The sequence below is a fragment of the Variovorax palleresanus genome, from assembly GCF_051144945.1.
In the GTDB taxonomy this organism is placed as follows: Bacteria; Pseudomonadota; Gammaproteobacteria; order Burkholderiales; family Burkholderiaceae_C; genus Variovorax; species Variovorax paradoxus_S.
Map to the genome: position 1 here is coordinate 102,909 of NZ_JBJNVP010000002.1, position 13,041 is coordinate 115,949.

Here is a 13,041-nt window from a genome sequence, read left to right on the forward strand (position 1 = left end):
AGACCTCGCAAGTTTCGCGCCGCAGACCAGCGGCACCCTCCCGCCCCACCGACCTGGCGCGCAGTTTAGCTGAAGCTTTACGCTCCGGAAGTTGGCACAGACCCTGTGTTTTCGGAGAGCTCGGCGGCCATTGCTTCGATCACCAAAGCCCGCAATACGGCCTCGATTTCTTCGCGCAGCCGAGGCACCATGGCATCGAGTTGCTGCTGCACGGCCGCCGAGACCGTGTCGCTCAAACGCTCTTCCAAAGACAGGTCGACGCGCTGCAGCACGCGATGCAGGAGCTGCTCTTCGAGGCGGACGATTTCGGCCTCGGAGCGCTGCTCGGCCGGAGGCAGCGCAACGGCTTCCGCGGGGTCGATGGACGGGGCCGGCGCGGCCGCAGGGCTCGCCGGCTCGGTGCCCACAGGCTCGGCCGGCAGGTCGAGCACCGTGGTCAGGGTGGGAACGAACCGGGGCGGTGTACGCAGCGTGCTGGCCATCAGGAAGCGCTCCTTGCAAAGTCGTGCGGCTGGATGGTGTAGCCCCGGTCGGCATAGTGGCGCCACCGCGATCGGCCGATCTGCCGGTCTGTGGCCTCGTCGCTCACGATGTCGATCAGGCGCTCGAAGCGCTCGAACCCCGCCGGGACCTCGGCCCCCAAATTCACGAGCATTTCGCGGTGCGGCAGCGATGCGGCCTCCGCGCCCTCGGCCGAAAGAATGACCGGCGAGCGGGCCACCACATGAGGCTGCGCGTCGGCGCGGCAATGGGCAATGAAGTCGGAAGGCATGAGCTGCCAGAGCGCGGCATCCACCGCCTCGAGCGTCTGCGCCTCGCCCACCACGACCACGCGCAGCCCGCGCGCGTTCACGGCCTTTCGAACCAGCCGGCAGGCGTAGTTCACCTTGTCCGGCGTATTGAAATGAAAGCCGATTTCCGTCACTGCGCGGACCGGGCCTTTCGGGCCGCCGAACCGGCGCTCTTGCGAGCGGCCTTCGACGGGGCGGCCGGCTTGGCGGTGCCGCTGCGCGCGCGCTCCATCAGGTAGGACACCAGCAGCCCCACGGGCCGCCCGGTCGAGCCCTTGGCCGCCCCGCTCTTCCAGGCCGTGCCTGCGATGTCCAGGTGCGCCCAGGCGAAGTCGCCGGCAAAGCGCTGCAGGAACTTGGCCGCGGTGATGGCGCCGCCGGCACGGCCCGCCACGTTGGCCACGTCGGCAAAGTTGCTCTTCAGGCCATCGGCATATTCGTCGTCGAGCGGCAGGCGCCAGCAGCGGTCTTGCGATTCTTCGCCGGCCGCCTGGAGCGCCGCGGCCAGCGTCTCGTCAGTCGTGAACAAGCCGCTGCGTACGCCGCCCAGTGCCACCACGCAGGCGCCGGTGAGCGTGGCGATGTCGATCACGGCGGCCGGATCGAACCGCTTGGCGTACGTGAGGGCGTCGCACAGGATGAGCCGTCCCTCGGCGTCGGTGTTGAGCACTTCGATGGTCTGGCCGCTCATGCTGGTGACCACGTCGCCGGGCTTGATTGCGCGGCCGTCGTTCATGTTCTCGCACGTTGGCACGAGGCCCACCACGTTGATGGCCGGCTGGATTTCTCCGAGCGCGCGGAAGGTACCCAGCACGCTGGCCGCGCCGCACATGTCGAACTTCATCTCGTCCATTTCGGCGGCCGGCTTGAGCGAGACGCCGCCGGTGTCGAAGGTGATGCCCTTGCCGACCAGCACCACCGGCGCCTGGTCCTTGGGGCCGCCCTGGTAGCGCAGTACGATGAACCGCAGCGGTTCGGCCGAACCTTGTGCGACGGCGGCGAACGAGCCCATGCCGAGCTTCTGCACCTCCTTGGGGCCCAGCACCTCGCATTTGATGCGGGGCAGCCTGGACAGGCCCTTGGCCGCCTCCGCCAGCAGAGTGGGCGTGCAATAGTTGCCGGGGCGGTTGCCCCACTCTTTTGCAAGCTCGATGCCGGACACGGTGGCGCGGGCTTCGTCGAAGGCCTTGCCCACCGCCGCGGCGTCGGCCACGCCGAGCGTCAGGTTGCGGATGGTGCGGCCGTTCTCGCCGTTCGAGGTCTTTGCCTTGGTCGTGGTGTAGACGTAGCTGGCGTCGGCGGCGGCGGCCACGGCGCAGGCCACGGCGGCACCATCGGCCTCTTGCGCGAAGGCCATGACCACGCGCCTGGGCCCGTAGGCCTTGGCCGCGTTGACCGCCGCGATGACGCCGCCGCGCACCGACGCGGGCTTGCCGTCGCCAATGGCCGCCAGCACGACGCGCGAGGCCACCACCTCGTCGGGGTGGTAGAGCGCGAGCAGCTTGCCGGCCTTGTCGGGCAGGTCGCCGGCCTTGCGGGCGCTGGCAATCAGTGCGGAAAGCGGGTCCTTGGCGGTGAGGGGTGCGCTGCCGACGAGCACGATCAGCACGTCGGATTTTTCGGCTGCCGCGCGGGCAACGGTGAGGGTCTTGAGCTGAAAGTCCATAATCCTTTTTTTCCTCGAACGATGTTATTCCATTCTTCCTTACGCAAGGAGCTGTCGCGCAGCTTCGGAGCGACCCTCGTCGTCCTGGTCACCATCGTGATGACCATGATGCTCATCCGCACGCTCGGGCTCGCCTCCAAGGGCAGCGTGAACCCGTCCGAAGTGTTCCTGGTGATGACATACACGGTGCTCGGCTACATGCCGACCATCCTGAGCCTGAGCCTCTTCATCGCCATTGTCGGCACCTTGTCGCGCATGTACCGCGACAGCGAAATGGTGATCTGGTTCTCCAGCGGACGCGGCCTGGCCGATTTCGTCGAGCCGCTGTTCCGCTTTGCCTGGCCCGTGCTCGCGTTGATCGCGGTCATGGCGCTGGTGGGCTGGCCCTGGGCCAACTCGCAGACCATCGGCATGCGTGCGCAGTACGAAAGGCGCAGCGACATCGAACGCGTCACGCCGGGCGAGTTCCGGGAATCCTCCGGGCGCATGCGCGTCTTCTTCATCGACAAGGACACGCCTGACGGCGCCACGGCGACCAACGTGTTCATCTGGGCCGTCGAGCGCGGGCTGCAGATCACGACCTCGGCGCGCAGCGGCCGCATCGAGAACATCGGCGAGAACCGCTACCTGATGCTGAGCAACGGCCAGCGGCTCGAACGCCCGATGCTGCCCACCGAGGGCCTCAAGATCAGCGAATTCGAAACCTACGGCACCCGGGCCGGCGGCAATGCGGACCTGGCGGGCGACAGCACCCCGGCGCGCGCCAAGCCGACGCTGCAGCTCCTGCGGGAGCCCGGCAACACAAGCCGCGGAGAACTAGCCTGGCGCATCGGCATGCTGCTGGCCGGCATCAACTTCGTGCTGCTCGCGTTGACCGTGTCGAGCGTCAACCCGCGCGTGGGGCGCAGCGGCAACCTGCTCTTTGCACTGTTCGCCTTCGTCGTCTACTACAACATGCTCAACCTGGGCCAGAGCTGGATCAGCTCCGGCCGCTTCGGCATGGGTTCCTTCATGCTGCTGCTGCACGGCGGCGTCCTGCTCATCGGCGTCGCGTGGCTGGTCCTGCGCAACAACAACTGGGGCCGGCGGCGCAAGACCGAGCGCGTCATCGCCGGCGGCCTGCCCTCCCAGACCGCGAAAATCGACCCGACCTCGTGAAAACAATCCGACGCCTGATCTATGTCGAGGCACTGAAAGCCGTGGCTTTCGTGACGCTCGGCTTCCTGAGCCTGTTTTTCTTCTTCGACTTCGTCGACGAACTGCAGTCCATCGGCAAGCCCGAAAGCCTGGCTTACGGCCCCGCGCAGGCACTGATCTACGTGACCCTGCTGATTCCGAGCCATTTGTACGAACTGCTCCCGATCACGGTGCTGATCGGATGCATCTTCGTGATGGCACGCCTTGCGCAAAGCTCCGAATACACCATTCTTCGCACCAGCGGCCTCGGCCCCTGGCGCGCCCTGCGCACCCTGCTGCTGCTCGGCGTCGGCTTTGTCGTGTTGACCTTTGCCATCGGCGACTACATCGCGCCGGTCTCCGAACGCACCGGGCAACTTCTCAAGTCGCGCTACCAGGGCGCGTATTCGCTGGTGGGCAATACGGGGGCCTGGCTCAAGGAAAAGCGCGAGAACGTGTCCTATGCGGTCAACGTGCTGTCCATCGCGCGCGATGGCTCGCTGAAGAACGCGCGCATCTTCGAGTTCGACGCCAACGGCTACGTGCGCAAACAGCTCGTCGCATCTTCGGCGCGCATCCACGACGACCGCTGGGTGCTGTCGGATGTCGAACTGCAGGACTACGACACGCGCACCACCGCGGACAAGGCCCACATCGTCACCACCAAGGTGCCGCAGCTCGACTGGCCGACCACGCTCACGGCCGAAATGGTGTCGGTGGCACTGCTGCGGCCCGACCGCATGGGCACCATCGACCTGTTCGACTACATCAGCCATCTCGAAGCCAACGGACAAACGGCGCAGCGCTACGAGATCCAGTTCTGGCGCAAGGTCTTCTATCCGCTCTCGTGCCTCGTGATGGTGGTGCTCGCCCTGCCCTTCGCGTACCTGCACTTCCGCCAGGCCGGCATCACCACCTACGTGTTTGGCGGCGTGATGATCGGCATCAGCTTCTTCCTGCTGAACAACGTGTTCGGCTACCTTGGCAACCTGAGCAACTGGTCGCCCTGGCTGACGGCCGCGGCGCCGGGGCTCATCTATTCGGTCATGTCGCTTGCCGCGTTCAGCTGGCTGGTTCTCCGAAGATAAAAAGAGAAGAAAAACCACCGATGGCGGCTGAAAAAGCAAGGGGCATCATCCTCTTGGCCCATGGATCGCGCGACGAGCGCTGGCGCGCGCCGATCGAGGCCGTGGCCGCGCGCGTCACGGCGCTCGACCCGCAGGCCCGCGTGGTTTGCGCCTACATGGAACTGGCCGCGCCCGATCTGCGCACCGCGGCGGCGGCCTTGATTGCCAGCGGCGCCCGCTCGCTCAGGGTGGTTCCGCTCTTCCTTGGCATGGGAAAGCATGCCCGCGAAGACCTGCCGCTGCAGCTCGACGCATTGCGCGGCACCTGGCCGCAGGTCGATTTCCAGCTGGCCAGCATCGTCGGCGAGGAGCCCGAGCTGGTCGAACTGCTGGCCAGAATTGCAAGCAAATCTTGAATTCGCAGCTATTTCCATAGACTCCGAAGGCATAATGAATTCCGCAATAAGACGGAATTTGATATGAATCTGCACCAGTTCAAGTTTGTTCAGGAAGCCGTGCGGCGCAACCTGAACCTCACGGAAGCGGCCAAGGCGCTCCACACTTCGCAGCCGGGGGTGTCGAAAGCCATCATCGAGCTGGAGGAAGAACTCGGCGTCGAGATCTTCGCCCGCCACGGCAAGCGGCTCAAGCGGGTCACGGAGCCGGGCCAGCATGTCATCGCCAGCATCGAACTGATCATGCGCGAGGTGGGCAACCTCAAGCGCATCGGCGAGCAGTTCAGCGCGCAGGACAGCGGCACCCTCTCCATCGCCACCACGCACACCCAGGCGCGCTATGTGCTGCCGGTGCCCGTGGCCAAGTTGCGCGAGGCCTACCCGAAGGTCAACGTGAGCCTGCACCAGGGCTCGCCCGACCAGGTGGCACGCATGGTGATCGACGAGATCGCCGAGGTGGGCATTGCCACCGAATCGCTGGCCGACTACGCCGAGCTGGTGACGCTGCCCTGCTACGAATGGCAGCACGTGCTGGTGCTCCCCAAGGACCACCCGCTGGCCGCCAAGGACCGCATCTCGCTCGAAGACCTGGCGCACGAACCCATCATCACCTACCACCCGTCTTTCACCGGCCGCACGCGCATCGACCACGCCTTTGCGCAGAAGAAGCTCACGCCGCGCATCGCGCTCGAAGCCATCGATTCCGACGTGATCAAGACCTATGTGCGCCTTGGCCTGGGCGTTGGCATCGTGGCCGAAATGGCGGTGCGCGACGAGTCGAACGCCGACCTCGTGGTGCGGCCCATGGGCCATGTGTTCGGCCAGAACATCGCACGCGTGGCGTTCAAGCGCAGCGCGTACCTGCGCAATTTCGTGTTCAAGTTCGCCGAGCTGCTGTCCGACCGGCTCGACCGCAACCTGATCGCCAAGGCCCTGAGCGGCCATCAGCAAGACTACGAACTCTGAGATCCAGTCCCCAGCTTCCTCCGACCACGACCATGAGCACCGCTACTTCTTCTCCCCGCACACCGGCCATCGGCACCAAGCTGCCCGCCGTCGGCACCACCATCTTCACCGTGATGTCCGCCTTGGCGGCGGAGAAGAACGCGGTGAACCTCGGCCAGGGCTTCCCCGATTTCAACTGCGACCCGAAGCTGCTCGAAGACGTGACAGCCGCCATGGCCGCGGGCCACAACCAGTACCCGCCGATGCCCGGCATTCCGGCGCTGCGCCAGGCGATTGCCGGCAAGATCACCGCGCTCTACGGCCACAGCTACAGCGCCGCCGACGAGATCACGGTGACCGCGGGCGCCACGCAGGCGATCATCACGGCCATCCTTGCCGTGGTGCGCGCGGGCGACGAGGTGATCGTTCTCGAGCCCTGCTACGACAGCTACGTGCCCAACATCGAGCTTGCCGGCGGCAGCGTGGTGCGGGTGCCGCTCGTGCCCGGCACCTTCCGGCCCGACTTCGACAAGATTGCGGCGGCGCTCTCGCCGCGCACGCGCGCGATCATCGTCAACACGCCGCACAACCCGAGCGCCACGGTGTGGACCGCGGCCGAGATGCGCAAGCTCGAAGAATTGCTCGCCCCGACCGAGGTGCTGGTGATTGCCGACGAGGTCTACGAGCACATGGTCTACGACAGCGCACAGCACGAAAGCGTGGCGCGCTTCCCGGGCCTGGCCGCGCGCAGCTTCATCGTGAGCAGCTTCGGCAAGACCTACCACGTCACCGGCTGGAAGGTCGGCTACGTGGCGGCACCGGCACCGCTCATGGCCGAATTCCGAAAGGTGCACCAGTTCAACGTGTTCACCGTCAACACGCCCATGCAGCATGCCCTCGCGCAGTACATGGCCGAACCGGGGCCCTACCTGGAACTGCCGGCCTTCTACCAGCGCAAGCGCGACCTGTTTGCCGCCGGTCTGGCCGAAAAGACCCGCTTCAAGCTGTTGCGCAGCGAGGGCAGCTACTTTCAGTGTGTCGACATCTCCGAGGTCAGCGAGCTTTCGGAGGCCGACTTCTGCCTGTGGCTGACCCGCGAGATCGGCGTGGCGGCCATTCCGCTGTCGGCTTTCTATGGCAACGGCTTCGACCAGCGGGTGGTGCGTTTCTGCTTCGCCAAGAAGGACGAGACGCTGCTGGCGGCTCTGGACCGGCTGGCACGGCTATAAAGCCGACGCTGCCGGTAGGATAGTCCTGACCGCCGAAGGAGCGGCTTTCCGGCGTGTTTTTCGCCCCTGGACGGCGAGCATGAATGCTCGTAACAACAACGTCCAGGAGATAAGCATGTCCCTCTCGTTCATTCTGCTGATCGTTCTGATCCTGCTGCTGATAGGCGCCTTGCCGAGCTGGGGCTACAGCCGAGGCTGGGGCTACTGGCCCAGCGGCGGCCTCGGCCTGGTCTTGCTGATCGTCATCATCCTGGTGCTCATGGGACGGATATGAAGCTTCCGGACATTTCGCGCACCTGAAAGGAGCCCGCGGCAAGCGGGCTTTTTTTCGCCTGCCTGCCGGGGTCAGGCCTGCAGCTGGGCCCAGGCCTTGTCCAGCCGCTTGATGCTGACCGGCTGCGGCGTGCGCAGTTCCTGCGCGAAGAAGCTCACGCGAAGCTCCTCCAGCAGCCAGCGGAATTCGAGCATGCGCTCGTCCACGGCACCCTTGCGCTCCGCCACCAGCCGCCAATAGCGCTGCTCTTGCGGCCGAAGCTCCGCCAGCTTGGCGGCATCGCGCGCGGGATCGGCGCGCAGCTTGTCCAGGCGCAGCACGATGGCCTTGAGATAGCGCGCGAAATGCTGCAGCTGCGTCCAGGGCGCATCCGAGATGAAGCGCTTGCCGACCAGTCGCTGCAATTGCTGCGCGGCATCCTGCACGGCTTCGGGCTGGATCTTGGTGTCCTTGATCTTGCGCGCCGCAGCGGCGTACTCGGCCAGGATGGCCGAGGCCAGCCGCGCCACCTCGTTGGCAATCAGGGTGAGCCGGCCGCGGCCCTCTTCGAGGCGGCGCTTGAAGGCGAATTCATCTGTGGGCAGCGGCTCCTGCAGAAAGGCCCTGTCGATCGCGACGTCGATGATCTGCGCGCGCAGCTCTTCCGACGTGCCGAGCGGCATGTAGGCCACCGCCATCTTCTGCAGATCGGGGATGTTCTTTTCGAGGTACTTCAGCGCATCTTTCAGCTGCAGCGCAAACAAGCGGCGCAGACCGGCGCGGTGCTTCGCGGCGGCCACGGCGGGCTCGTCGAACACCTCGATGGTGACGGCATCGCCTTCGTCCCGCAGGGCCGGGAATCCGATGAGCGACTGCGCGCCACGGCGCACTTCCATCAGCTCGGGCAGCTCGCCGAAGCTCCAGCTCGTGTAGCGCTGGCCCGCGGGCAGGCTCGGCGCAGCGGGGGCTGGCGCAGTGGCATGGCCCTTGGCCTGTGCCTGTCCTTCGGCGGCTTCGGCCGGCTTGCGGTCGGCGGAAGCCTTGACGTTGAGCCCGGCCAGCGCCTGGAAGGCGCCTCGCGCCTGCGCGCCCAGTTCCGCCTTGAGCGCGCCCAGGTTGCGTCCCATGCCGAGCTGGCGTCCATGCTCGTCCACGATGCGCAGGTTCATGAACAGGTGCGGCGGCAGCATGTCGAGCTTGAAGTCCGCGCGCTTCACGTCGATGCTCGTCGCATCGCGCACGCGCTTGAGAAGCACGTCGGTCAACGAACCATGGCCGAACACCTCGGGCGCCGAGAGTTCTTCCGCGAGCTTTGCCGCCGAATCGGGCAGCGGCACCAGCCGCGAGCGCGGGCGCTGCGGCAGGCTCTTGAGCAGTGCCTGGATCTTGTCCTTGAGCATGCCCGTCACCAGCCATTCGCAGCGCTCTTCGCTCACCTGGTTGAGCACGAAGAGCGGCGCGCTGACCGTGAGGCCGTCCTTCGCATCGCCGGGTTCATGCAGGTAGCTTGCCGCGCAGTCGACACCGCCGAGCCGCAGCGTCGACGGGAACGACTGCGTGGTGATACCGGCCGCCTGGTGGCGCATCAGCTCTTCGCGTGTCAGGAAGAGCAGGCGCGGCTGCTCCCTCGAGGCGTGGCGGTACCAGTTCTCGAAGGTGATGCCGCTCGCCACGTCGGCGGGCAGCTGCGCGTCGTAGAAGGCGAAGATCAGCTCGTCGTCGACCAGCACGTCTTGGCGGCGCGACTTGTGCTCCAGCCCTTCGACCTCGCGCACCAGCTTTCGGTTGGCCACGAGAAACGGAAACTTGCTCTCCCATTGCCCACCGACCAGCGCTTCGCGAATGAAGATCTCGCGCGCCGCCACCGGATCGACCTTGGTGAAGTCGACCCGGCGTCCGCTGTAGACCACGAGGCCGTAGAGCGTTGCACGCTCCAGCGCCGAAACCTGCGCGCCCTTCTTCTCCCAATGCGGATCGAGCAGCTGCTTCTTCAGCAGATGGCCGGCCACCTGTTCGAGCCACTGCGGCTCGACGTTGGCAATGCCGCGGCCGAAGAGCCGCGTGGTCTCGACCAGCTCGGCCGCCACGATCCAGCGGCCGGGCTTCTTCTTCAGGTGCGCACCGGGGTGCTTGTAGAACTTGATGCCGCGCGCACCGAGGTACGCCTCGTCGTCCTCGAGCTTCCAGCCGACGTTCCCGAGCAGGCCCGCGAGCATAGAGAGGTGCAGCGGCTCGTAGCCGGCAGGCTCGGCGTTGATGCGCCATTTGTGCTCGGTCACCACGGTGAGCAGCTGCGAATGGATGTCTCGCCACTCACGCACGCGCCGGATGTTGATGAAGTTCTGGCGCAGCAGCTGCTCGTACTGCCGGTTGCTGAGCTTGTGAGTGTCGCCATGGCCGCCGCGCGCATCGGCGATCCATTTCCACAGGCGCAGGTAGCCGCTGAACTCGCTCTTCTCGTCGTCGAATTTCGAATGCGCCTGGTCGGCCTGCTGCTGCGCCTCCATCGGCCGGTCGCGCACGTCCTGCACGCTCAGCGCCGACGCGATGACGAGCACTTCTTCGAGCGCGCCGCGTGTGCGCGCCTCCAGGATCATGCGGCCCACGCGCGGGTCGAGCGGCAGCTTGGCGAGCTCGCCGCCCGTGGCGGTGAGCTCGTTGGCATCGTCGACCGCGCCGAGTTCGTTGAGCAGCTGGTAGCCGTCTGCAATGGCGCGCGGCGAAGGTGCCTCTAGAAACGGGAACCGCGCCACGTCGCCCAGGCGCAGCGACTTCATCCGCAGGATCACGCCGGCCAGCGAGGAACGCAGGATTTCCGGATCGGTGAAACGCGGTCGGCCTTCGAAGTCCTTCTCGTCGTAAAGGCGGATGCAGATGCCGTTGGCCACCCGGCCGCAGCGGCCCGCGCGCTGGTTGGCCGCGGCCTGGCTGATCGGTTCGACCAGCAGCTGCTCGACCTTGCTGCGGAAGCTGTAGCGCTTGACGCGCGCGGTGCCGGTGTCGATCACGTAGCGGATGCCCGGCACGGTGAGCGAGGTTTCCGCCACGTTGGTGGCCAGCACGATGCGCCGGCCCGTGTGGCTGTCGAAGATGCGGTCCTGCTCGGGCCCCGACAGCCGCGCGAACAGCGGCAGCACCTCGGCATTGCGCAGCAGCGGCTGGTGGCTCAGGTGGCGGCGCAGATGATCGGCCGCCTCGCGGATTTCGCGCTCGCCGGGCAAGAACACCAGGATGTCGCCCGCGTTGTGCGGATCGCGCCAGAGTTCGTCGACGCCGTCGGCGATCGCATCGTTCAGGTCGTGTTCGCGCGATTCTTCGAAGGGCCGGTAGCGCTGCTCCACCGGAAACGTGCGGCCCGACACATAGATGATCGGTGCGGGCCCTTTGGCCGAGGCGAAATGCTGGGCGAACCGGTCGGCGTCGATGGTCGCCGAGGTCACGATCACCTTCAGGTCGGGCCGGCGCGGAAGAATCTCGCGCAGGTAGCCCAGCAAAAAGTCGATGTTCAGCGAGCGCTCGTGCGCCTCGTCGATGATCAGCGTGTCGTAGGCCTTGAGCAGCGGATCGGTCTGCGTCTCGGCCAGCAGGATGCCATCGGTCATGAGCTTGACCGAGGCGTCGCGGCTCAGCCGGTCCTGGAAGCGCACCTTGAAGCCGACCACGTCGCCCAGCGGCGTCTTCAACTCTTCGGCAATGCGCTTGGCCACCGAGCTTGCGGCAATGCGCCGCGGCTGCGTGTGGCCGATGAGCCGGCCCTTGCCTGGCGGCGCATGGAGCTTGCCGCGGCCGAGCGCCAGGGCGATCTTCGGCAACTGCGTGGTCTTGCCCGAGCCGGTTTCGCCGCAGACGATCACCACCTGGTGCGCCTCGATGGCGGCCATGATTTCGTCGCGCCGGCCGGAGACCGGAAGCGATTCGGGAAAGTCGATGCGCAAGGGAGCGGAAGGTGTCGTGGTCGTCAAGGGAAAAGCTGATTCGCGAAGGCGCGGCGGGCAAACCGTCGATTATCGGTGCGCGCCGCCCCTGTTGCACGCCTTGCGATGCCACCCGGCTGCTGCGGGCGATGGCCCACCCCGCGCGAACCGCCCTCCAAGAATGCACAATCACGCTCCATGTCCACCGTTTTCAACTTCACCTTCGTGCCCTGGTTCCGCTCGGTCGCGCCCTACATCCACACGCACCGCGGCAAGACTTTCGTGGTCGCCCTGGCGGGTGAGGCGATCGCGGCGGGCAAGCTGCAGAACATTGCGCAAGACCTGGCGCTGATCCAGAGCATGGGCGTCAAGATCGTGCTGGTGCACGGCTTCCGCCCGCAGGTCAACGAGCAGCTCGCGGCCAAGGGGCACGAGGCGCGCTACTCGCACGGCATCCGCATCACCGACGAGGTGGCGCTCGATTCCGCTCAGGAAGCCGCCGGCCAGCTGCGCTACGAGATCGAGGCCGCATTCAGCCAGGGCCTGCCGAACACGCCGATGGCCGGCTCCACGGTCCGCATGATTTCGGGCAACTTCATCACAGCCCGCCCCGTGGGCGTGGTCGATGGCGTGGACTTCAAGCATTCGGGCCTGGTGCGCAAGGTCGACGCCGCGGGCATCCGCCGCACGCTCGATTTCGGTGCCATGGTGCTGATGTCGCCCTTCGGCTTCTCGCCCACCGGCGAGGCCTTCAACCTGACGATGGAAGAAGTGGCCACCAGCGTGGCCATTTCGATCCAGGCCGACAAGCTGATCTTCCTGACCGAGATTCCGGGCATCCGCATCGACAGCGAATTGCCCGAGAGCGAAGACAACCCCATCGACACCGAGCTGCCGCTCGCCGCGGCCGAAAAGCTGCTGGCGTCGCTGCCGCCACCGCAGAAGCCGACCGACACCGCCTTCTACCTGCAGCACTGCGTCAAGGCCTGCAAGGGCGGCGTGGAGCGCAACCACATCCTGCCTTTTGCCCTGGACGGCGCGCTGCTGCTCGAGGTGTATGTGCACGACGGCGTCGGCACCATGGTGATCGACGAGAAGCTCGAAAGCCTGCGCGAAGCCACGGTCGACGACATCGGCGGCATCCTGCAGCTGATCGAGCCCTTCGAGCGCGACGGCACGCTGGTCAAGCGCGACCGCACCGAGATCGAGCGCGACGTGGGCCACTACACGGTCATCGAGCACGACGGCGTGATCTTCGGCTGCGCAGCGCTCTACCCCTACCCCGAGGCAAAGACCGCCGAGATGGCCGCGCTGACCGTCTCGCCCCAGTCGCAGTCGCAGGGCGACGGCGAACGCATCCTCAAGCGCATCGAGCACCGCGCCAAGGCCATGGGCCTGGAAAGCATCTTCGTGCTCACCACCCGCACCATGCACTGGTTCCTGAAGCGCGGCTTCCAGCAGGTCAACCCCGACTGGCTCCCCGAAGCCCGCAAGCGCAAGTACAACTGGGACCGCAAAAGCCAGGTGCTGGTCAAGAAAATCTGA

11 protein-coding genes are annotated in these 13,041 nt (G+C 66.2%); 7 read left to right on the top strand and 4 right to left on the bottom strand.

Translation table 11 applies throughout. The features are described from left to right. Nucleotides 1-77: 77 nt before the first annotated feature. From ACJ7Z0_RS04270 to ACJ7Z0_RS04280, 3 genes are read right to left on the bottom strand one after another with little or no spacing between them, the layout of a single operon-like run. Nucleotides 78-482 (bottom strand): hypothetical protein, encoded by a 405-nt coding sequence (locus ACJ7Z0_RS04270; RefSeq protein WP_434788849.1) that lies wholly within the window; start codon nucleotides 480-482, stop codon nucleotides 78-80. Continuing rightward, nucleotides 482-925: a DNA polymerase III subunit chi gene (locus ACJ7Z0_RS04275; RefSeq protein ID WP_434788850.1), complete on the bottom strand. Its 444-nt coding sequence runs from the start codon at nucleotides 923-925 to the stop codon at nucleotides 482-484. The genes ACJ7Z0_RS04270 and ACJ7Z0_RS04275 overlap by 1 nt, the downstream gene beginning before the upstream one ends. Beyond that, nucleotides 922-2,457 carry a leucyl aminopeptidase gene (locus tag ACJ7Z0_RS04280; RefSeq protein WP_434788851.1) on the bottom strand — a complete coding sequence of 512 codons (1,536 nt, stop codon included), beginning with the start codon at nucleotides 2,455-2,457 and terminating at the stop codon, nucleotides 922-924. The genes ACJ7Z0_RS04275 and ACJ7Z0_RS04280 overlap by 4 nt, the downstream gene beginning before the upstream one ends. 21 nt (nucleotides 2,458-2,478) lie before the next feature. On the opposite strand from ACJ7Z0_RS04280, the gene lptF reads away from it, so the two are divergent. The 6 genes from lptF (at nucleotide 2,479) to ACJ7Z0_RS04310 (ending at nucleotide 7,603) form a co-directional block, all read left to right on the top strand. Further along, nucleotides 2,479-3,615 carry an LPS export ABC transporter permease LptF gene (gene lptF, locus ACJ7Z0_RS04285; RefSeq protein WP_431131584.1) on the top strand — a complete coding sequence of 379 codons (1,137 nt, stop codon included), beginning with the start codon at nucleotides 2,479-2,481 and terminating at the stop codon, nucleotides 3,613-3,615. Continuing rightward, entirely contained in the window at nucleotides 3,612-4,721 is a 1,110-nt protein-coding gene (gene lptG / locus ACJ7Z0_RS04290) for an LPS export ABC transporter permease LptG (protein ID WP_431131586.1), read from the top strand. Before lptF ends, lptG begins: the two co-directional genes overlap by 4 nt. 20 nt (nucleotides 4,722-4,741) lie before the next feature. Next, nucleotides 4,742-5,116: a sirohydrochlorin chelatase gene (locus tag ACJ7Z0_RS04295; protein ID WP_434788852.1), complete on the top strand. Its 375-nt coding sequence runs from the start codon at nucleotides 4,742-4,744 to the stop codon at nucleotides 5,114-5,116. 63 nt (nucleotides 5,117-5,179) lie between these two features. Further along, nucleotides 5,180-6,121: a CysB family HTH-type transcriptional regulator gene (locus ACJ7Z0_RS04300; RefSeq protein WP_434788853.1), complete on the top strand. Its 942-nt coding sequence runs from the start codon at nucleotides 5,180-5,182 to the stop codon at nucleotides 6,119-6,121. Between the two features lie 32 nt (nucleotides 6,122-6,153). Then, nucleotides 6,154-7,329, top strand: a complete 1,176-nt coding sequence (locus tag ACJ7Z0_RS04305; protein WP_434788854.1) for a pyridoxal phosphate-dependent aminotransferase — start codon at nucleotides 6,154-6,156, stop codon at nucleotides 7,327-7,329. A gap of 115 nt (nucleotides 7,330-7,444) precedes the next feature. Continuing rightward, a complete protein-coding gene (locus tag ACJ7Z0_RS04310) occupies nucleotides 7,445-7,603 on the top strand; it encodes a DUF3309 family protein (protein WP_093022894.1) in 159 nt (52 codons plus the stop codon). A 71-nt stretch (nucleotides 7,604-7,674) separates the two neighbouring features. Here ACJ7Z0_RS04310 and hrpA read toward each other — a convergent pair whose 3' ends face one another. Further along, a complete protein-coding gene (gene hrpA / locus ACJ7Z0_RS04315; RefSeq protein WP_434792603.1) occupies nucleotides 7,675-11,463 on the bottom strand; it encodes an ATP-dependent RNA helicase HrpA in 3,789 nt (1,262 codons plus the stop codon). 231 nt (nucleotides 11,464-11,694) lie between these two features. Here hrpA and argA point away from each other — a divergent pair, with 231 nt between their 5' ends. Next, the gene (argA, locus tag ACJ7Z0_RS04320; RefSeq protein WP_093022765.1) at nucleotides 11,695-13,041 is read left to right on the top strand and encodes an amino-acid N-acetyltransferase; all 1,347 of its coding nucleotides are present in this window, start codon (nucleotides 11,695-11,697) and stop codon (nucleotides 13,039-13,041) included.